The 20,653-nt window shown below is 66.5% G+C and carries 19 protein-coding genes; 15 read left to right on the top strand and 4 right to left on the bottom strand.

The genetic code is table 11. The features are described from left to right. Position 1: 1 nt before the first annotated feature. The 6 genes from AB4Y40_RS22390 to AB4Y40_RS22365 all read left to right on the top strand — a co-directional run bounded on the left by AB4Y40_RS22390 (position 2) and on the right by AB4Y40_RS22365 (position 4,898). A complete protein-coding gene (locus tag AB4Y40_RS22390) occupies positions 2–778 on the top strand; it encodes a class II aldolase/adducin family protein (RefSeq protein WP_368689614.1) in 777 nt (258 codons plus the stop codon). A 44-nt stretch (positions 779–822) separates the two neighbouring features. Continuing rightward, positions 823–1,011 (top strand): 4-oxalocrotonate tautomerase, encoded by a 189-nt coding sequence (locus AB4Y40_RS22385; RefSeq protein WP_028205614.1) that lies wholly within the window; start codon positions 823–825, stop codon positions 1,009–1,011. 409 nt (positions 1,012–1,420) lie between these two features. Further along, entirely contained in the window at positions 1,421–2,860 is a 1,440-nt protein-coding gene (locus AB4Y40_RS22380) for a cytochrome ubiquinol oxidase subunit I (protein WP_368689613.1), read from the top strand. 37 nt (positions 2,861–2,897) lie between these two features. Beyond that, positions 2,898–3,902, top strand: a complete 1,005-nt coding sequence (gene cydB, locus AB4Y40_RS22375) for a cytochrome d ubiquinol oxidase subunit II (protein ID WP_368689612.1) — start codon at positions 2,898–2,900, stop codon at positions 3,900–3,902. Continuing rightward, entirely contained in the window at positions 3,877–4,032 is a 156-nt protein-coding gene (locus AB4Y40_RS22370) for a hypothetical protein (RefSeq protein ID WP_342922500.1), read from the top strand. Before cydB ends, AB4Y40_RS22370 begins: the two co-directional genes overlap by 26 nt. An 86-nt stretch (positions 4,033–4,118) precedes the next feature. Beyond that, positions 4,119–4,898, top strand: coding sequence for a hypothetical protein (locus AB4Y40_RS22365; protein ID WP_368689611.1), 780 nt, complete (start codon positions 4,119–4,121; stop codon positions 4,896–4,898). 7 nt (positions 4,899–4,905) lie between these two features. Here AB4Y40_RS22365 and AB4Y40_RS22360 read toward each other — a convergent pair whose 3' ends face one another. After that, positions 4,906–5,583, bottom strand: coding sequence for an isoprenylcysteine carboxylmethyltransferase family protein (locus tag AB4Y40_RS22360; RefSeq protein WP_368689862.1), 678 nt, complete (start codon positions 5,581–5,583; stop codon positions 4,906–4,908). 78 nt (positions 5,584–5,661) lie between these two features. After that, on the bottom strand, positions 5,662–6,528 hold the full coding sequence (locus AB4Y40_RS22355; protein WP_368689610.1) for an arylamine N-acetyltransferase: 867 nt from the start codon (positions 6,526–6,528) through the stop codon (positions 5,662–5,664). 424 nt (positions 6,529–6,952) lie between these two features. On the opposite strand from AB4Y40_RS22355, the gene AB4Y40_RS22350 reads away from it, so the two are divergent. The 6 genes from AB4Y40_RS22350 to AB4Y40_RS22325 all read left to right on the top strand — a co-directional run bounded on the left by AB4Y40_RS22350 (position 6,953) and on the right by AB4Y40_RS22325 (position 14,744). Then, entirely contained in the window at positions 6,953–8,362 is a 1,410-nt protein-coding gene (locus tag AB4Y40_RS22350; protein WP_368689861.1) for a carbohydrate porin, read from the top strand. A gap of 94 nt (positions 8,363–8,456) precedes the next feature. Continuing rightward, entirely contained in the window at positions 8,457–9,617 is a 1,161-nt protein-coding gene (locus AB4Y40_RS22345; RefSeq protein ID WP_368689609.1) for a hypothetical protein, read from the top strand. Between the two features lie 2 nt (positions 9,618–9,619). Further along, positions 9,620–10,918 (top strand): iron uptake transporter deferrochelatase/peroxidase subunit, encoded by a 1,299-nt coding sequence (gene efeB / locus AB4Y40_RS22340; protein ID WP_324154455.1) that lies wholly within the window; start codon positions 9,620–9,622, stop codon positions 10,916–10,918. Between the two features lie 32 nt (positions 10,919–10,950). After that, positions 10,951–11,970, top strand: coding sequence for an iron ABC transporter substrate-binding protein (locus AB4Y40_RS22335; protein ID WP_368689608.1), 1,020 nt, complete (start codon positions 10,951–10,953; stop codon positions 11,968–11,970). Positions 11,971–12,025: 55 nt separating this feature from the next. Next, the gene (locus tag AB4Y40_RS22330; RefSeq protein WP_368689860.1) at positions 12,026–13,669 is read left to right on the top strand and encodes an ABC transporter permease; all 1,644 of its coding nucleotides are present in this window, start codon (positions 12,026–12,028) and stop codon (positions 13,667–13,669) included. A gap of 25 nt (positions 13,670–13,694) precedes the next feature. Further along, the gene (locus AB4Y40_RS22325; RefSeq protein WP_368689607.1) at positions 13,695–14,744 is read left to right on the top strand and encodes an ABC transporter ATP-binding protein; all 1,050 of its coding nucleotides are present in this window, start codon (positions 13,695–13,697) and stop codon (positions 14,742–14,744) included. On the opposite strand, the gene AB4Y40_RS22320 is transcribed toward AB4Y40_RS22325, so the two are convergent. Then, entirely contained in the window at positions 14,732–15,601 is an 870-nt protein-coding gene (locus AB4Y40_RS22320; protein ID WP_368689606.1) for a LysR family transcriptional regulator, read from the bottom strand. The two genes, AB4Y40_RS22325 and AB4Y40_RS22320, sit on opposite strands and share 13 nt — an antisense overlap. Positions 15,602–15,736: 135 nt before the next feature. On the opposite strand from AB4Y40_RS22320, the gene AB4Y40_RS22315 reads away from it, so the two are divergent. Continuing rightward, positions 15,737–16,663: a DMT family transporter gene (locus tag AB4Y40_RS22315; protein ID WP_368689605.1), complete on the top strand. Its 927-nt coding sequence runs from the start codon at positions 15,737–15,739 to the stop codon at positions 16,661–16,663. Between the two features lie 21 nt (positions 16,664–16,684). On the opposite strand, the gene AB4Y40_RS22310 is transcribed toward AB4Y40_RS22315, so the two are convergent. Continuing rightward, on the bottom strand, positions 16,685–17,986 hold the full coding sequence (locus AB4Y40_RS22310; RefSeq protein ID WP_368689604.1) for an MFS transporter: 1,302 nt from the start codon (positions 17,984–17,986) through the stop codon (positions 16,685–16,687). A gap of 217 nt (positions 17,987–18,203) precedes the next feature. On the opposite strand from AB4Y40_RS22310, the gene AB4Y40_RS22305 reads away from it, so the two are divergent. Together AB4Y40_RS22305 and mdcA are read left to right on the top strand one after the other, a co-directional pair. Beyond that, positions 18,204–18,995 carry a GntR family transcriptional regulator gene (locus tag AB4Y40_RS22305; RefSeq protein ID WP_368689859.1) on the top strand — a complete coding sequence of 264 codons (792 nt, stop codon included), beginning with the start codon at positions 18,204–18,206 and terminating at the stop codon, positions 18,993–18,995. Beyond that, positions 18,979–20,652 (top strand): malonate decarboxylase subunit alpha, encoded by a 1,674-nt coding sequence (gene mdcA, locus AB4Y40_RS22300; protein WP_368689603.1) that lies wholly within the window; start codon positions 18,979–18,981, stop codon positions 20,650–20,652. Before AB4Y40_RS22305 ends, mdcA begins: the two co-directional genes overlap by 17 nt. Position 20,653: the final 1 nt, after the last annotated feature.

Here is a 20,653-nt window from a genome sequence, read left to right as displayed (position 1 = left end):
CATGTCTTTCGCCCATCGCCCGACGAGCACCTGCGCCGAGACCGCGCCGCGCTCCGCCGCCGAGCAGCAACTGCGCGTCGATCTCGCCGCCGCCTACCGCCTCATCGCACTCAACGGCTGGGACGACCTCATCTACACGCACGTCTCCGCAGCCGTACCGGGCGAGGCGGGCCGCTTCCTCATCAATCCGTTCGGCCTCGCCTTCGACGAAGTGCGCGCCTCGAACCTCGTGAAGATCGACACCGAAGGCCGCATCGTCGGCGCAAGCGAGCATCCCGTGAACGCCACCGGCTTCGCGCTGCACGCGGCCGTGCATCTCGCGCGGCCCGACGCCGTGTGCGTGATGCATCTGCACAATACGGCGGGCATTGCCGTGTCGATCCAGCGCGACGGCCTCCTGCCCGCCTCGCAGCACGCGCTGCGCTTTTACGGCCAGCTCGCCTGGCACGACTACGAAGGCCTCGCCTTCACGCCCGCCGAAGGCACGCGCCTCACGGCCAATCTCGGCGCGCACCCGGCCATGCTGCTGCGCAATCACGGCACGCTCACCACCGGCCGCACGGTGGCCGAAGCCTACGTGCTGATGGCGACGCTCATCAAGGCCTGCGAAATCCAGCTGCTGGCTCAGGCCGGCGGCGTACCGCTCGTCGTGCCGCCGCCCGGGGTGGCCGAACGCACGGCCGAGCAGTTGCGCGACGGCGGCGCGATCGAAGGCGTGCTCGAATGGCCCGCGCTGCTGCGCAAGCTCGATCGCATCGATTCGTCATACCGAGACTGATCGCGCCCAATCCATCGTTTCGCTCACTTTTCAAGGAGACCCGCATGCCGACATTCCACATCGAAATGTTCGAAGGCCGCAGCGTCGAACAAAAACGCCAGCTCGCCGCCGCCCTGACCGAGACCACGTGCAAGGTGCTCGGCGTCGAGCCGCAATCCGTCGACATCATCTTTCACGACGTGAAGCCGGAGAACTGGGCGACGGCCGGCAAGCTGTGGAGCGATCCGCGCTAAAGCCGCCATTTTCATCGCATTCCTGATCTTTTCCGCCTGGCGTCGCACACCCGCTCGCGCCGCCAGGCGCGCCTGAATTCTCCCCCGCACGATTCCCGACCCCGCACGCGGAGACACATTGCCGCACCCCATGCGGCAGCGCGGTGTATTGACGCAGCGCGACGCTCTTCGCACATCCCCGCTGCGCAACGAGTGTTTAATCTAAATTGATCTGTATCAATGCGTTAGCGCATGTTTTCGTCTCATTGATATTGACGACTGCGACACGCTGGCGCACGTCGCAGCGCAGCAAAACCTTCGCCGTTCCCCTACGCTTACGTCCATTGCACGAGAAGCGCAGCGCCCCCACTGCCTCGCCGTGCGACGTTTCTTCCGCGCTTTTCCCGGTAAGCAAGCAACAGGCACGTACATGCACACGTCACTATCCGCCTTCGACCTGGCCCGGCTGCAGTTCGCCTTCACCGTCTCGTTTCACATCGTCTTTCCGGCGCTCTCCATCGGCCTCGCGAGCTTCATCGCCGTGCTCGAAGCCTGCTGGCTCAAAACGCGTCAACCGTTCTACAAGGACCTCTGCCTGTTCTGGTCGAAGGTCTTCGCCGTGGCCTTCGGCATGGGCGTCGTGTCCGGCGTCGTCATGAGCTACGAGTTCGGCACCAACTGGTCCGGCTTCTCGTCGTTCGCGGGTCCCATCACCGGACCGCTGCTGATGTACGAAGTCATGACCGCGTTCTTTCTCGAAGCGGGCTTCCTCGGCATCATGCTGTTCGGCTGGAACCGCGTGAGCCCGCGCGCCCACTTCGGCGCGACGCTGATGGTCGCCATCGGCACGCTCATCTCCACGTTCTGGATCCTCGCCTCGAATAGCTGGATGCAGACGCCGCAAGGCTTCAAGATCGTCGATGGCCACGTCGTGCCGGTGGACTGGTTCAAGATCATCTTCAATCCGTCCTTCCCGTACCGTCTCGCGCACATGGCGATCGCCGCGTTCATCGTGGCCGCGCTCGTGGTGGCCGCGAGCGGCGCGTGGCATCTGCTCAAGGGGCGGCGCGACCCCGCCATCAAGAAGATGTTCTCGATGGCGCTCGGCCTGCTGCTCGTGCTCGCGCCGGTGCAGGCCTTCGTCGGCGACGCACACGGCCTGAACACGCGCGAATATCAGCCCGCCAAGATCGCCGCGATCGAAGGCATCTGGGACACCGAACAAGGCGGCACCGCGCTCAATCTGTTCGGCATTCCCGACATGCAGGCCGAGACGACGCGCTACGCCGTTTCCATTCCGCACCTGGGCAGCCTGATCCTCACGCATAGCTGGGACGGCGAGATCAAGGGACTCAGGTCCTTCCCCGCCGACGAGCGACCCAATTCGCCGCTGCTGTTCTGGAGCTTCCGCGTCATGGTCGGCTTAGGCATCCTGATGATCGTGCTCGGCGTGACCGGCTGGGTGCTGCGCCGCCGCGGCACGCTCTACGAATCGCGCGGTTTCCAGCGCTTCGTGCTCGCCATGGGACCGACGGGCTTCATCACGCTGCTCGCGGGCTGGGTGACGACGGAAGCCGGCCGTCAGCCCTGGGTGGTCTATGGCGTGATGCGCACGGCACAGGCGGTGTCGCCGCTCACGGCGCAACAGGTGGGCATTTCGCTGATGGCGTTCGTGGCGGTGTACTTCCTCGTGTTCGGCACGGGCATTTACTACCTGCTCAAGCTTCTGCGCAAAGGTCCCGCGCTGCCCGACTCGAGGCCACATGCGCCGCATGAACCACGTGAGCCGCGCGTGGCGCGCCCTGCGCTCGCTGCGAGCCAGACCGCGCGCCGCCCCATGTCCGCCGCCGATCAGCTGATCGACGCCTGAGGCTCCCCGCATTCATCGTTACGAGGCTAGCAAGCAAATGGATGTCACCGTCATCTGGGCCGCGATCATCGCGCTCGGCGTTCTTCTCTACGTGGTGCTGGACGGCTTCGATCTCGGCATCGGCATCGTGTTTCCGCTTTTTCCCGACGAGGATGAGCGCGATCTCATGATGAACACGGTCGCCCCCGTGTGGGACGGCAACGAGACCTGGCTCGTGCTCGGCGGCGCGGGGCTCTTCGCCGTATTCCCCGTGGTGTACTCGACCGTGCTTTCCGCGCTCTACCTGCCGCTCGTGTTCATGCTCGCGTGCCTGATCTTCCGCGGCGTGTCGTTCGAGATTCGCGCCAAGGCCAATCGCACGAAGCATTTGTGGGACCTCGCGTTCATCGGCGGCTCGACCGGCGCCGCGTTTTTCCAGGGCATCGCGCTCGGCGCGTTCCTGCAAGGCATTCCGATGGACGGCGGCCAGTTCGCCGGCGACGCCTTCGGCTGGCTCACGCCCTTCAGCCTGCTCTCGGGTTTCGGGCTCGTCGCGACCTATGCGCTGCTCGGCTGCTGCTGGCTCGTCGCGAAGACCGAGGGCGACCTGCAGCGCCGCCTGCGCAAGCTCGTCTGGCCGCTCACGGTCATGCTGCTCGGCTTCATCGCGCTCGTGAGCCTGTGGACGCCGCTGCAGGACCCGGCCATCGCCGAACGCTGGTTCCGTTCGGGCCTCTTCTGGCGTCTCGCGCCGGTGCCGCTGCTCGTGCTCGCCTGCGCCGCGTGGATGCGCTGGGCCGTGCATGCACGCCATCACAAGACGCCCTTCATCGCGGCCATCGGACTCGTGCTGCTCGGCTACGCGGGCCTGCTCGTGAGCCTGTGGCCGTACGCGATTCCGCAGGGCCTCACGCTGTGGGAAGCGGCGGCGCCGCGCGAGAGCCAGATGTTCACGCTCGCGGGCGCAGCGTTCATTCTGCCGATCATCCTCGCGTACACGATGCTCAGCTACTGGGTCTTTAGAGGCAAGGTGCGTCATGGCGACACCCATCACTACCATTAAAACTGCACGCCGGGCGCTGCCTGGCTGGCTCTGGTTCGTACTCCTCTGGTGTGCGGGCGTGGGCGCAGCCGTCTCGCTCGGGTTCGCATTCAAGGTCTTCATGAACCTCACGCTGTTCGCCGTGAAGTGAATGGCACGAGCGGATTCGCACGAGCGCGCTCGATTTCACGGCGCCGCGTTAGACTGTAGGCTCTCTGTCACCCGTGCGAAAACTTCATGCAACAGATGACCTTCATGGAATGCGTCAAGCGCGCATGGGCGAGCGCCTGGCAGGCCGCCGTGCAAATGCCGTTTCTCCTTGCGGGGACGTTTGTGATCTACGCCGCGCTCGGCTGGTTCGGGCTCGCCGGGCGGCCCGTGCCGGCCGAAGGCGCGACGCCCTCCGCCGGACTCATTGCGCTCGGCAATCTCGCCTCGCTCCTGAATTCGCTTGTCTACCTCTGGTTCACGCTCAAGATTTCGCGCTTCGTGCTGCTAGGCGAGCGCAGCGCGCCGCTCATGCCGGCCGGAGCCAGGCCGTTCCTGCGCATTTTCGCGGTCGGTCTCATCCTGGCGGTCGCGCTCGGCGCATTCGCGCTCTTGCTGTGGGTCGTGCTGCGGCCTCAGTACCAGGGCGGCGCGGCGTTCCTCTTTCTGGTGGTCATTGCGATCTGGATGTTCGTGGCGGTGCGCCTCTCGCTGCTCTTTCCGGCGCTCGCAGTCGGCAGCCCGATCGCCTTCGGCGCCGCCTGGCGCGACAGCCGCGGGCACTTCTGGAGCCTTTTTGGCGTCATCTTCGTCGCCGCGCTGCCCATTGCGGTGTGCGGCCTGATCGTGCTGATCGGCATGGGCCTCGCGGGCGTCACGCCTGAAATCGTGCGGCAGCCGGGGTGGCTCACCGCGCTCGCCATCGGCCAGAGCATCGGCAATATCGTGTTTGCGCTGCTCACCACCACGGCACTCGCCTGGCTTTATCGCCGTTACGCACAAGACCTGACTTCGCCCTCCACGAGTTAATCTCGCACTACCAGATGCCCGGCACGAAGCGATAACGCACGCGCGCCAGATACTCGCGGTAGCCGGGCAGATTCTCCGCGAGCGTTTGCTCTTCGCGCACCGCGCGATAGCCGATCCCCACGACCATGAAGGGCACGCACGCAAGCCCCCACCACGAACCGAGCATGAGCGGCGTGCCGACGAGAAACAGCAGCGCGAAGCCATACATCGGATGACGCACGTAGGCATACGGGCCGGTGTCGCTGACCGTATGCCCGCGTTCGCTCTGAATCTTCACGACAGGCGCCGCGAAGCGGTTCGCCGCGAACACCGCGCGCGTCGCGTAGATATCGACGAAGATGAAGATCGCGCCGAGCACGCTGAGCCACAGCGGCACGCTCGACCAGCCCATGCGCACGGCGTCGATGCCCATCAGGCAGAGCCACGCGCAAAAACCCACCGAGACGCACAGCATGAACACGCGGTCCCACGGCTGCTGCGTGCGCTGCGCGAACGGCGCGAGGCGCTCGACCAGCAGGCCCGGATCTTCGCGCCCGAGCCACAGGCCGATCCACACGCCGCACAACGCCCACTCGATGAGCCACAGCCACGCCGCCGTCCACGCCAGCGTGCCCGCCGAGACGAACAACAGCACGCCCATCAATCCGAACCAGACCACGACTTGCGCGAACAGCTTCGCCATCAGCGCTTTCGTCATTTTCAGCTCAGTCATGATGCCCTCCTTGCCCGCGGGCGCGGCGTCGCGTCGGACGCCGACTCGCGTCTACTGTTGAGCGCCGTGTGACGTCATGCGCGCATAGAGCGCGTCGGCGTCGATACGCTGCGCTTCTTCGCCGCGCGCGAGATCGATGCCGAAGCGTTCGCGCAGACACTGCGCGAGTTCCGCTCCATTTGCGAGCGTACGCTCCTCGCTCACCTGACCTTGTGCGTCGCGCTCGGTAAAACGCTCGTTGAACAGGATCGCGCGGCCGCCTTCGCGTGCAATGCACGCGATCAGGCTGAACGTGAAGAACGACTCGGGCGACGCCGACGTGTACCAGTTCGCCATTTCGTAATCGACCCACTCGGCGGGCGTCAATTCAAAACGATAGAGATCGAACCACTTCTCGCCATCGTGCAATTGCAGCTTGCGCTCGTTCGCCGACAACGTCACGAGCCGCGCCGGTTCGTGCGGCGTCGGCTGTTCCGCCTCTGTCGAGAACGAGAGCGGCGCACGCAGCGTCGCGGCACCGAAGCCTCCGTCGACGAGCCACGTATCGCCTTCCGCCCCCGCGCGCAGCAGCATATGCGTGCGCGGCGTGCGCGCGTCGGGTTCGCGCCCGTACAGCACGCGTGCGGCGAGCGGCGTCACCGTAAAGCCCAGTTGCATGAGCACATGCGCGAGCAAGGTGTTGTGCTCGAAGCAGTAGCCGCCGCGCCGCTGCGTCACGAGCTTCGCGACGATGTCCGGCAACTTGATCGACACGCGCCGCCCCGCCAGCGGATCGAGGTTCTCGAAAGGAATGGCAAGCGGATGCAGGCGCTGCAGTTCGCGCAGCACGGCGAGGGTCGCGACATGCGGACCGTCGTAGCCGATGCGGGCGAAGTACGCGTCGAGATCGAGTTCGTAGCCTGGGGAAATGTCGGTCATGGAGCCAGCTTGTTTTGAAGTTTGAGCGGCGAAACGCGCGTTCACATACGTGATGATAAGCGACTTCATTCGCCTGACTAATCATCCAAAGCTAACGACCTGTAATGCGTAAATGCGCGAATGAAAGCAATTCGCAAGGATCTCCGTGATGCGGCGTAAAGCAAGCGTAAAACAGTTGCGAATCATTCTCGTTTTTGTTGACGCTCGCATTCTCCGTTAGTACGATGGCGCCGTCTGGAGATGTCGGGTATTCAGCGATTTGCGAATAACAAAGCCAGAGCGACCCATCACGCAAACATTTCAATAAGTAAGGAATACGATGGAATTGACCCGAACCGTCCGCGTGCGTGCGCTCGCCTGCCCGCGCGGCGCAGCGCCGGGCCGCCCGGCGCATCGGCGCGCGCCGGCGTTGCGCGCCATTGCCATGCTTGCCGCGAGTGCGACTTTCGCGTGCGGAGCCGCACGCGCGCAGAGCAACGCGAACCCCGACGCCGCGCCTGAAGCACCGGAAGCCGACCTCGCGATTCAGGCGCAGCCGTCGAACTTCTGGACCGGCTTCTGGACGCGCCAGACGATGCTCGGCGACATGGGCGGACTGCGGCCGTGGCTCGGCAAATACGGCGTGACCTTCCAGCTCACGGAGACGAGCGAATACCTCGCGAACCTGCGCGGCGGCCTCAAGACCGGCGGCGCGTACGACGGCCTCACGACGGCGACCGTGCAGGTCGACACGAGCAAGGCGCTCGGCATTCCGGGCGGTCTGTTCAACGTGAGCGGCCTGCAGATTCACGGCACCAACCTGAGCACGTCGAACCTCGGCACGCTGAATACCGCGAGCGGCATCGAAGCGACGCCGACCACGCGCCTCTGGGAGCTGTGGTACCAGCAATCGTTCCTCGACAAGCGCCTCGACGTGAAGATCGGTCAGCAGAGTCTCGACCAGGAATTCATCACGAGCCAGTACGCGGCACTCTTCATCAACACGATGTTCGGCTGGCCCGCGCTGCCTTCGTACGACATGCCCTCGGGCGGCCCGGCCTATCCGCTCGCCGGTCTCGGCGTGCGCGTGCGCGGCCAGATCACGCCTTCGCTCACCGCGCTCGCCGGCGTGTTCGCAGGCGACCCGCTCGGCAACGATCCGAACAACCTTAGTGGTACGAACTTCAATCTGCACAACGGCACGTTGTGGATCGGCGAACTGCAGTACGCCATCAACCAGCCGTCCGAAGGCGAACTCGTGAGCGCCGACAATCATGGCCTGCCGGGCACCTACAAGATCGGCTTCTGGTACAACAACAACCCGTTCGACGACCAGCGCTACGACAACACCGGCCTGTCGCTCGCGAATCCGGCCTCGACCGGGATTCCGGCGACGCATCGGGGCAACTACAGCATCTACGCGGTGGCCGATCAGATGATCTGGCGTCCCGACCCGGACGAAGCGCGCAGCATCGGTGTATTCGCGCGCGTAATGGGCGCGCCCGGCGACCGCAATCTCGTGAGCCTCGCGGCCAACCTCGGCATCGTCATGAAGGCGCCGTTCAAGGGTCGCGACAACGACAGCGTGGGCCTTGCCGCCACCTACATCAAGGTCGGCAACAACGTGCACAACATCGACCTCGACCAGCAGATGTTCACCGGCGGTCCGTACGGCGTGCGCACGCAGGAAACCGCGCTCGAAGCCACCTATCAGTATCAGGTCACGCCGTGGTGGATTCTCCAGGCCGACGCGCAATACACGTTCAACGCGGGCGCCGGCCAGAATCCGCAGGATCCGACCGCGCCGCTGCGCAATACGTTCGTGATCGGCGTGCGGACCAACATCACGTTCTAGGCCCACGAAGGCGCACCCGACCCATGTTCAACCCCAAGTCCTCGCGTGTCCCAGCCGGCGTGCGCGCCGGCCGCGCGAGGCACGGAGATTCAGTATGAAACACGCTACGCGCACGCTCCTGCAATGCACGGCCCACGCGGTCCGCTCCGCGCTCGCGCTTGCCGCCGCGGCGGCGCTCGCCGGCGCGCCGCTCGCCGCTCACGCCGAACCGCAGGGCCTGCTCGAGACCGTCAAGCATCACACCACGCTCATCAACACCGTGCCCGACAACGGCGACCAGAACCCGTATGCGATCTTCGTCGCGCCGGTCTCCTCCGGCGCGGTGAAAGAAGGCGACGTGCTGGTCGACAACTTCAACAACGCGGCCAACCTGCAGGGCACCGGCAGCACGATCGTCGACTATCACCCCGACACGAAGCAGATGACGCTGTTCGCGACGATTCCGCGCGATCTCAAGGAGTGCCCGGGCGGCGTCGGCCTTTCGACCGCGATGACGATGCTCAAGTCGGGCTGGGTCATCGTGGGCAGCACGCCGAGCAACGACGGCACCACCGGCACCAAGGGCGCGGGCTGCATGATCGTGCTCGACAGCAGCGGCAAGATCAACAAGGTCATCAGCAGTCCCAATATCAATGACCCGTGGGGCAACATGGCCGTGGTCGACAACGGCGACCACGCCACACTGTTCGTGAGCAATGCGGGCTTCGGCGTGGGCGGTGCGGACGGTAACCCGCCCGTGTTCAAGCAGGCCACGGTGCTGCGGCTCGACTTCGACATCCCGAGCGGACAGGCGCCGGTCCTGAAGCGCGAAACCGTGGTGGCGAGCGGCTTCGGCGCGCAGGCGGACAAGGGCGTGTTCCTCGTCGGCCCGACCGGCCTCGCACTGTCGGCGGACAACAAGCTGCTCTACGTGTCCGACGCGATCGGCAACCGCATCAACGTGATCGAAGATCCGCTCACGCGCGACACGAGCGCGGGCGTGGGCCGCCAGCTCACCGCCGACGGCCTGCTGCACCGTCCGCTCGCCATGATCGTCACGCCGCAGGGCCACCTGCTCGTGACGAATGCCTTGAACGGCCAGGTCGTCGAGATCGACCCGGCCGCGGCAAAGCAGCTGTACGCGCGCTGGATCGATACCGACAAGGCGCAGACGCCTCCGGGCAACGGCGACCTGTTCGGCCTCGCGCTGACCCCGGCAGGCGACGGCTTCTACTACGTCGAAGACGACGTGAACACTCTCGTGCTGGCTAAATAGTCATGTCCTCCGACGATACCCCCAACAAACCATCGAGGCGCGGCTTCCTGAAAGCCGGCGCCGCGCTCGGTGCGAGCCTCGGCGCAGGCGCGGCCACGAGCGGCCTCGCCCAGGCCGCCGAGGCGAAGCATCACGCGATGCCCGCCGACCCGATGCTCGCCGTCGAGCCGTTCTACGGCGAGCACCAGGGCGGCATCGTGACGCCGCAGCAGGCGCACACGTATGTCGCGGCCTTCGATCTCACGACGACCTCGCGCGACGACGTCATCAACCTGCTGCGCAAGTGGACCGAGTCCGCGGCGCGCATGAGCCAGGCGCAGCCAGCGGCCGCGCTCGACTACACCGGCGACGACCATCCCGCGGCCGACTCCGGCGACGTGCTGGGCCTCGGCCCGGCGGGCCTCACGGTCACCTTCGGCTTCGGCCCCGGCCTCTTCACGTCGCAGGACAAGGACCGCTATGGCCTCGCGCACAAGCGCCCTGCCGCGCTCGTCGACCTGCCGCGCTTCAACGGCGACCAGCTGATCGCGCAAAAGACCGGCGGCGATCTGTTCGTGCAGGCGTGCGCCAACGACGCGCAGGTCGCCTTCCACGCGGTGCGCCAGCTCGCACGCCAGGGCTACGGCATCCTGACGATGCGCTGGGGCCAGGCGGGCTTTCTCTCGGGCCCGCGCGCGCAAACGCCGCGCAACCTCATGGGCTTCAAGGACGGCACGAACAACCCGCCGACCACGGACCCGAAGGCGATGAATCAGTTCGTCTGGGCCACCGCCGCCGACGCGCCCTGGATGCAGGGCGGCACCTATACCGTGGTGCGCCGCATCCGCATTACGCTGGAGCACTGGGACCAGATGGAACTGGGCTTCCAGGAGCAGGTGTTCGGCCGCCACAAGTACAGCGGCGCGCCAATTGGCCAGAAGAAGGAGTTCGACAACGTCGATCTCGACGCGCAAGACAAGGACGGCAATCCGCTGATTCCCGAGAACTCGCACGTGCGTCTCTCGAACCGCGCGTCGAACAACGGCGCGCAGATCCTGCGCCGCTCGTACTCGTACAACGACAGCACGGACTTCTACATCGAGCGCTGGCCGCCGTGGCGCCAGGAAACCGAATATGACGCGGGCCTCATCTTCGTCGCCCACCAGGGCGACCCGCGCACGGGCTTCATTCCGATCAACGAAAAGCTCGCGAAGTTCGACATGATGAACCAGTTCACGACGCACGTGGGCAGCGCGATCTTCGCGTGCCCGCCCGGCGCGAAGGCGGGCTCGTTCATCGGCGCGGAGCTGTTCAGCGCCTGAGATTCATCGATAACAACGGACAACGAAGTCATATGAAACTTTCCATGATGCGCGCACCGCTGCGCGCCGCCGCCCTCTCGCTCGCGCTTGCCGGCATGCTGCCGCTCGCCGCGCACGCAGCCTCGATCACGCTCTACAACGCACAGCACGAGCAGGTCGTGAACCAGCTTGCGAAGGACTTCCAGCAGCAGACCGGCATCGACGTGAAGATCCGCAGCGGCGAAGGCCCGGCGCTCGCGGCGCAGCTCGTCGCCGAAGGCGAAAAGACGCCTGCTGACGTCTACTTCACGGAGAACTCGCCTGAGCTGATGCTGCTGGAAGAAAAGGGCATGCTCGCCCCCGTGCAGCAGGCGACGCTCGCGGCCGTGCCCGCACGCTTCAACTCGCCGCAAGGACAATGGGTGGGCGTGACCGCGCGCGAGAACGTGCTCGCGTACAACACGGCCAAAGTGCAGCCCGCGCAATTGCCGAAGTCGATCTTCGATCTCGCCAAACCCGAATGGAAGGGCAAGGTCGGCATCGCGCCGAGCGACGCCGATTTCCTGCCGCTCGTCGACGCCGTGCTCGCCGTGAAGGGCGAAGCCGCCACGCTCGAATGGCTCAAGGGTCTCAAGACCAACTCGCAGATCTTCGACGACGACGAAGGCGTGGTCGCCGCCGTGAATCGCGGCGCGGTCGCCACCGGCATCATCAACAACTACTACTGGGACCGCCTGCACGCCGAGATGGGCGACAAGAAAACGCAAAGCGCCGTCGCGCATTTCGCCGATGGCGACGTGGGCGCGCTCGTCAACGTTTCGGGCGCCGCCGTGATGAAGTCCGCGCACAATGTGGACGGTGCGCAGAAGTTCCTCGCCTACCTCGTGAGCGAGCGCGCACAGAAGCTGATGGCGCAGGACCACATCAGCTACGAGTACCCGCTGCGGCCCGGCGTGGCGAGCGATCCCATCAACAAGCCGTTCGACCAGCTGAAGCCGCCCGCGCTGACCATCCAGCAGCTCGGCGACGACAGCCAGGCGGGCAAGCTGCTGCGTCAGGCTGGCCTGCTGTAATCGGCATGGAGTACGAAGCAATATCGTGAGCGAAGCCGTTACCACGGCGCAAGCCGTGTCAGAGTCTCATCAAGTGGATGTCGCGGGGGGCCCGCCCCCGCGCGTGCGGCGGCGTGCGCCGCGCGCGCTCTTCGCCGCCGCCGCGCTCGGCCCGCTGCTGGTGCTGCTGCCGCTCGCACTGACCTTCTGGCGCGCGCTGTCCTTCGGTCTGGCCGACGCCGCCGAGCTGATCTTCCGGCCGCTGGTCGGCGAGTTGCTCGTCAACACGCTCTCGATTACGGTTTCGGCCACGCTTGCCTGCGCCGTGCTCGGCACCGCGGTGGCGTGGCTCGTCGAGCGTACCGACGTGCCGGGGCGGCGCGCCTGGGCGCTCCTCGCCGCCGCGCCGCTCGCCATGCCCGCGTTCGTCACGAGCTACGCATGGGTCTCGCTGAGCCTCGATTTGCAGGACTTCCTCGGCGCGTTCATCGTCATCACGACGGCCTACTTCCCGCTCGTCTATTTGCCAGTGGCCGCCGCGCTGCGCGGCCTCGATCCCGCACTCGAAGAATCGGCGCGCGCGCTCGGCTGCAACCGCTGGGCTGTTTTCGTGCGCGTCGTGCTGCCGCAACTGCGTCCCGCGCTGTTCGGCTCGATGCTGCTCGTCGCGCTTGGCGTGCTCTCCGAATTCGGCGCATTCACGCTGCTGCGCTTTCGCACGTTCACCACCGAAATCTACGCGGAATACCGCACGAGCTTCGATGGCGGCGGCGCCTCGCTGCTGGCCTGCGTGCTGATCCTGCTCTGCCTCGTGTGCCTCGTGCTCGAGTTCCGCGTGCGCGGACGCGCGCGCTACGAGCGCGTGGATCGCGGCGCGCGCCGCGCGAGCGTGCGCCATGCGCTCGGCCGCTGGCGCTGGCCCGTCGCGGCGGGTTTCGTCGCGCTCAATGTGGCGACGCTCGGCGTGCCGCTCGCGATGATCGGCTACTGGCTCACGCAGCCTGGCGCCGCAGCAATCACGCCCGCCGATGTCTCGCCGGAGTTGCTGGTTTCGACCACGTTCGCCTCGCTGCGCCTCGGTCTCACGGCCGCGTTTTTCACCACCCTGCTCGCGCTGCCGCTCGCGTACCTGCTTGCGCGCTATCCTGGCCGCGCCGCCACGTTTCTCGAACGCACGGCCTTCATCGCGCAGGGCGTGCCCAGTCTCGTCATCGCGCTTGCCATCGTCTCGCTCGCGGTGCGCGCGCTCGAACCGCTCTATCAGGGCACCACGCTGCTGATTACGGCGTACGCGATTCTCTGTCTGCCCCTTGCGCTCGTGAGCGTGCGCGCGGCGCTCCTGCAAGCACAGCAGCGCCTCGAAGATACGGCGCGTGCGCTCGGCCTGGGATGGTTCGCCACGCTGCGCCGCGTCGTGCTGCCGCTCGCGGGTCCCGGCCTCGGCGCGGCGGCCTCGATGGTGTTCATCTCGGTGGTCACCGAACTGAACGCCACGCTGCTGCTCGCGCCCATCGGTACGCACACGCTCGCCACGCAGGTCTGGACCGACACCTCGACGCTCGCCTTCGCGGCCGCCGCGCCCTATGCCGCGCTGCTCACCGCGCTTTCGCTCGCCGCTTCGGGCCTGCTGTTCGCGTTTGCGGGCCGGTCCGCACTCGCGGGCCATGCTACGGTCAACATGCCGGTCGATACGATCAACGCGCCGCCCGACGACGCCTGAGCCTCAGTTAGCCCAAGTTAGCCCCATGAGCACACTCCGCATTTCCGGCCTGAAAAAGGCCTTCGACGGCCATCCGGTCCTGCATGGCATCGATCTATCCGTGCGCTCGGGTTCGCTCGTCGCGCTGCTCGGGCCTTCGGGCAGCGGCAAGACCACGCTGCTGCGCGTGCTGTGCGGCTTCGAACGCGCCGACGCCGGCACGATCGAGATCGACGGCCGCCGCGTCGCCGGCGACCGCCTGCATCTGCCGACCGAGCAGCGTCATATCGGCTACGTGCCGCAAGAGGGTGCGCTCTTTCCGCACCTCACGGTTGCCGAGAACATCGTGTTCGGCCTGCCGCGTGCGCAGCGTCGCGCGCACCATCGCGTGGCCGAATTGCTCGAACTCGTCGGTCTTCCGGAATCCTATGCATCGCGCGCGCCGCAGCAACTCTCGGGTGGGCAGCAGCAGCGCGTGGCGCTCGCCCGCGCGCTCGCACCCTCGCCCGGCCTCGTGATGCTCGACGAGCCGTTCTCGTCGCTCGACGCCGCGCTGCGCGTCGAAACGCGCGAAGCCGTGGCGCGCGCCCTCGCCGCCGCCGGCGCGACCGCCGTGCTCGTCACGCACGATCAGGCCGAGGCGCTCTCGCTCGGTCATGAAGTCGCCGTGCTGTGGCGCGGCAAGCTGTTGCAAAGCGGACCGCCGCAAACGCTCTATCGCCGCCCGGCCACGCGCGAACTCGCGGCCTTCATCGGCGAGGCGGTGCTGCTGCCGGGAACGGTGGCCAACGGGCGCGCGCATTGCGTGCTCGGCGCGCTGCCGATCCAGCAAGACCAGCATGCGGCAGAAGGCGCCGTGGACGTGATGCTGCGCCCCGAGCAGATCGACGTGCTGCCCGAAACCGCCCAGCGCGACGGCGCGCTCGAAGCGGTCGTGCAGGCCATCACCTTCCAGGGCCAGGACGCCGCGCTCACGCTGCAGCTGATCGATGCGCACGCAACGGTCCGTGCGCGCGTGCCCGGCTATCGCACGCCGCGCGAAGGCGAGCGCGTGCGGCTCGCGGTGGGCGGCGAAGTGAGCGTCTACCCGCGCTGACGCGGCACCGAGAGATCCTGCACCATCTGCTGCGCGAGGTAGTCGCAAGTCGGCCGGTTCGACTTGACGCTGCGCGCCACCACGATTTCCAGCGGCTCGATCTTCGGCAGGCCCTGCGCCTCGCCGAGGATCGCGAAGCGCGGCGGCACGCTGCAGCGCGTGAGCGCGACGATCGCAATGCCCGCCTCCACCGTCGCCGTCAACCCCATCAAACTCGCGCTGCTATAGGCGGCGCGGTAGCGGATGTGCGCGCCGTCGAGCGCTGCCACGGTATGCGCGCGCGCCACGCTGCCGTGCTCGTAGAGCCCGACCGGCAGCGGCGACATGGCAAGCGGCGCGGGGTCGGTGGCGGACCCCACCCAGACCATCTCCTCGGCGCGCACGAACTCGCCACGCATCTTGCGGTCGCGTGTGACGAACGCGATGTCGATCTTGTTGTCCGCCAGCATCGGCCCGAGCGCGACGCTCTGCGCGCAGACGATCTCGATCTCCACATGCGGATAAAGCGTCGAGAAGCGCCGCAACACCGGTGACAGCAGCGACGCCATATAGTCGTCGGGCGCCCCGAGCACCACGCGCCCCGTCACCTCGGGCCGCACCAGCGCCGCCCACGCCTCCTCCTGCAGGTCGAGCGCGCGCCGCGCATATTCGAGCAGCGTGTTGCCCGGCCGCGTGAGCGCGAGATTGCGCGTGTCGCGCGTGAATAACGTGGTGCCGAGCATCTGCTCGAGCCGCTTGACCTGCATGCTCACGGCCGCCTGCGACCGATGCACGGCCACGGCGCCCCTCGTGAAGCTGCCCGCGTCCGCCACGGCGGCGAAGGTGCGTAGCAAATCGATGTCGAATTCGGGGTTCATACGCTGGGTGGCCGGATCGCGGCCTATTCATAAGCTGCGTTGATGGAATTCTTCAATTTAATTCGTTTGCCCGCGCCCCGCAACTGGCGAATACTCAACCCGTCTCCAACCCTCTTTCGATTTTCCGCTCCGGCCATGCAATCCGAACATCACGGCAACCGTCAGCAAGGCGTCTTCATGCTCGCGGGCGGCGGCCTCCTGATGGGCACGATCGGCGTGTTTGTCGAGGAGGCGCGTCTCGGCGCCCTCACGCTCGTGTTCTTCCGCTGCTTTTTCGGCATGCTCGCGCTCGCCGGGTACTGCGCGTACAAGGGCTGGCTCTCGCCGCGGCAGTTCACGCGCCGCACGCTCACGCTCGCGGTGATTTCAGGCGTGCTCATGGTCACGCAGTGGGTCGCCTTCTTCGACGCGATCCATCGCACGAGCATCGCCATCTCGACGGTCGTATTCCATGTGCAGCCGTTCTGGGTCGTGCTGATGGGCGCGGCGATCTTTCACGAGCGGCTCGGCGCCGACCGGCTCGGCTGGATCGGCATCGCGTTCGTGGGGCTCGCGCTCGCTTCCGGCGTGCTCGCGGAAACCCACGTGGCCGATCGCACGAGCTACATGATCGGCATTGGCGAGTCGCTGGGCGGCTCGGTGCTCTATGCGAGCGTCACGCTGATCGCCAAGAGCCTGCGCAACTTTCGCCCGCATCTGCTCACGCTGACGCAATGCGTGGTGGGCTCCGTGTGCCTGCCGCTGATCGCGCCGTTTTTTGCGCCGCTCGAACTTGTGCATATTTCGGCCACGCAATGGGGCTGGCTCGTGGGCATGGGGGTGTTGCACACGGGGCTTTCGTACGTGCTGATCTACGGCGCGCTGCCGATGTTGACCACGCCCGTGATCGCCGTGCTTCTGTTCGTGTATCCGCTCACCGCGATCGCCGTCGATGCGATCGTCTACGGTCGCGCACTGAGCGTGCCCCAGCTTGCGGGCATGGCGCTGATCGTGGCGGCGAGCCTCGGGGTCAATCTCGGCTGGCGCCTGTTGCCGCCGAGGCTCGTGAAGGCGCGGCGCTAACCGACGCGCCGCATAGGGGGTTCAGGAAGGCAGCGTTTGACCCTTGGTTTCCGGCGCAAACGGAATGATCAGAAGGCCGAGAACGAAGGCCAGCGCCGTGAGCGCCACCGGCACGCCAAGCGTGTGCATCCGCAGCACGGCCGCGCCCAGCAGGAAGTTCACGCCCGCGCCCACGAAGCGGCCAAACGACGTGCAGAACGCGAACGCCGTGGCGCGCACACGCGTTTCGAACTGCTCAGGCAGCCAGAGGCTGAACAGCGCGAAGTTGCCGCCGAAGAAGCCCAGCACGAAGAGCAGCGCGATGAACGGCACGAGTCCGTTCTCCAGGTAGAACGCCCAGCCGAAGCTCGCCGCGATCGTCACCGCCATACCCGCGAAATAAACGGCGAGCGTCCACTTGCGGCCAATGCGTTCGGCCATCGGCGGCAATGCGAGGCAACCAAGAATCGTACCGATCGACAGGATGCCCGTGGCGATGGACGCCGTCCGGATCGCCTCGGCCTTGTTCGCTCCCGCCTTCGTCGCGAGCTGGATCACGGCGGACGGTTCATAAACCGCGCCCGCCCACAAGCCGATGATCGCGATGGTCAGCAGCGCGCACGCCACCACGGTGCGCATGCGGTACACGTCGCCGAAGATTTCACGCAGCGGGCGGCCGCGGTGCACATGGCTCGCCTCCGACTTCTGCCATTTGGCCGGTTCCTCCACGCGCGTGAGCACGAGAATGGCCACCACCACCGGCACCGCGCCCGTGAGGAACATGGCACGCCAGCCGAAGTGCACGCCGACCGTGTAATTGAGCGCGGCCGCTATGAAGAAGCCCGCGTAATAGCCGGTCTGCAGATAGCCCGCGCCCATCTTGCGGCGATCCTCCGGCCACGATTCGGCCACGTACGTGCCCGCGAGCGCCCACTCCCCGCCGATGCCCACGCCTGCCAGAAAGCGGTAAATGCCGAGCGACCACACGCTCTGCGCGGTGGCCGAAAGTCCCGTGAAGATCGCAAACATGAAAATGGTGCCCGCCAGCACGCGCGTGCGTCCATAGCGGTCCGCGAGCGGCCCCCAGATGAACGACAGCCCCCAGCCCACGAGGAAGAGCGCGAACAGGATCGAGCCGGCAAGCCCGATGTTCGCCGCGCTCGCCTCGTAGCCCGAACGCGGCAACAGCTCCGTGAGCGCGGGCGTGAGCACGAGTGCGTAGATGAACGAGTCCATCCCGTCGAGCGTCCAGCCTGCCCAGGCGCCCCAGAAACCGGCGATCTGCGACCGGTTGAGCGGTGTCTTGGTGCGAGTTCGCCGTGCGGACTCGGTGATCGAATTCATGATGCTCCTCTCTCCATTGATGCCTCGCCAGCCCACGCAGCAAGATGCGCACGCACGCCGCGAAACGCGGAAATGCAGGCCGCGGCAGTGCCGGCCCTCTTCAGGAACTCCCTGTAAGCCCCCGTTCTTCTTACCCGTCTATAGTGAATCTGGTGTTTCTGTGTTGCGGGTTTTCGAGGCTTTCGCCTTGGTCGTTTTATATATAATATTTGATCTCATGAGCGACGCAACGAATGGTTTTCCCCTGGAAGGCGCTGCCGCGCCCCGCACCAGCACCTCGCGCATGATCGCCGACGCCCTGCGCAGCGCGATCGTCGAGGGCAAGCTCGCGCCCAACGCGCCGCTGCGCCAGGACGCGATCGCGCGGCATTTTTCGGTCAGCGCGATCCCCGTGCGCGAGGCGCTGCGCCAGCTCGCGAGCGAAGGCTGGGCGAAGATCGAGGTCAACAAGGGCGCGAGCGTGGCCCCGCTTTCCGCCGACGAGGCGCGCGAAATCTACGAGATCCGTTCCGCGCTCGAAAGCCTCGCGCTCGGCCTCGCCATTCCGAATCACACGAGCGCCACGCTGCGCGAAGTGACCGCGCTGGCCGCCGCCGCGAAGCGCGAGCGCGATCCGTCGCTCTATGTCGCGCGCAACGAGGCCTTTCACATGAGCCTCTACGCGCCCGCCGGCCGGCCGCAGCTGATGGAAATGCTCACGGCGCTGCATCGCCGCGGCGAACGCTACCTGCGCCTGAAATTCGGCTTCCCCGAATACAAGGGCGAATCCGATAGCGAGCACACCGAAATTCTCGCCGCCGTGAAGCGCGGCGACGTGCCCACCGCGCAAAAGCTCGTGGCCGAGCACCTGCTCGGCACGGGCGAACTCATCTACCGTTTTCTGACCGAGCGCGCCGCGCTGCCTGCAGTGGCAACCTCAGTGCCGCCTTCGGCACAATCTGCCGCCGCGAAGCCGCGCGCCGCCTCTTCCCGCTCACGGAGCCGAACCGCCGATGAAGCCTCAAGCTGATACGCCAACCTCGCCTGACCTCGCACCGCGTTCGTGGACCACGCGCCGCGACGAAAAGGCCCGCCGCCTCGCCGCCATTTCGGGCTGGCTCGAAGACGGCGTCCTGCCCGCCTCGCGCATGACCGATGCGCTCGAACTGCTGATCCGCCCAGGCGACCGCGTCGCGCTCGAAGGCGACAACCAGAAACAGGCGGACTTCCTCTCGCGCTCGCTGGCCAAGGCCGATCCGGCCAAGATCAACAACGTTCACCTGCTGATTTCGAGCATCAGCCGCCCCGAGCATCTGACGCTGTTCGAGCGCGGCATCGCGCACCGCGTGGACTTCGCGTTCGCGGGGCCGCAGAGCCTGCGGGTGGCGCAACTGCTCGAAGACGGCCAGCTCGAAGTGGGCGCGATCCATACCTATGTCGAGCTGTACGCGCGCATGTTCGTCGACCTGATTCCCCAGGTCGCGCTGCTGTGCGCCGAAAAAGCCGACCGCCACGGCAACCTCTACACCGGCCCGAATACCGAAGACACGCCGACCATCGCCGAAGCCGCCGCGTTCAGCCAGGGCATCGTGATCGTTCAGGTCAACGAAATCGTCGATGAACTGCCGCGCGTGGACATTCCCGGCTCGTGGGTCGACGTGGTCGTGCAGGCCGACCGGCCGTTCGCGGTCGAGCCGCTCTTCACGCGTGATCCGCGCCACATCGGCGACTTGCAGGTGCTCACCGCGATGATGGTCATCAAGGGCATCTACGCGCCCTATGGCATCGCCGCGCTCAATCACGGGATTGGTTTCGACACCGCCGCGATCGAATTGCTGCTCCCCACCTACGGCGAATCGCTCGGGCTCAAGGGCAAGATCTGCCGCAACTGGACGCTCAATCCGCACCCCACGCTGATCCCCGCCATCGAATCGGGCTGGGTAGAAAGCATCCATTGCTTCGGCAGCGAAGTGGGCATGGAAGCCTATATCGCCGCGCGGCCCGATGTGTTCTTCACCGGCAGCGACGGCAGCCTGCGCTCGAACCGCGTGCTGTGCCAGCTCGCGGGGCAATATGCCGTGGATCTCTTCATCGGCTCGACGCTGCAGATCGACGCGGACGCCAATTCGTCCACCGTCACGCGCGGCCGGCTCGCGGGCTTTGGCGGCGCGCCGAACATGGGCCACGATCCGCGCGGGCGGCGCCATGCGAGCGAAGCATGGCTCAAGCTGCTCAAGGACAACGGCCCGGTTTCGCGCGGCCACAAGCTCGTGGTGCAGCTGGCGGAAACGTGGAAGAAAGGCGGCGAGCCGACCTTCGTCGACGAACTCGACGCTATCGCCGTGGGCCAGAAGAGCGGCATGCCCGTCGCGCCCGTGATGATCTACGGCGACGACGTGAGCCATGTCGTGACCGAAGAAGGCATCGCGCACCTGCATCGCGCAGAGGGCATCGACGAGCGCCGAGCCGCGCTCGCGGCCGTGGCGGGCGTGACGCCCATCGGCCTGCGCGCGCAGCAGCAGAAAACCGACGAACTGCGCCGCCGCGGCATCGTGCAGTTCCCCGAGGATCTCGGCATCTTGCGCGGCGAGGCCAAGCGCTCGCTGCTCGCGGCGCGCAGCATCGACGACCTGGTGACGTGGTCGGGCGGGCTCTATACGCCGCCCGCGCGTTTCCGTAGCTGGTAAG

The sequence above is a fragment of the Paraburkholderia sp. EG287B genome (assembly GCF_040965595.1).
Taxonomy (GTDB): Bacteria; Pseudomonadota; Gammaproteobacteria; order Burkholderiales; family Burkholderiaceae; genus Paraburkholderia.
The sequence above is the reverse complement of the archived record's forward strand: the minus strand, read 5'-3'. Positions and strand labels throughout refer to the sequence as shown.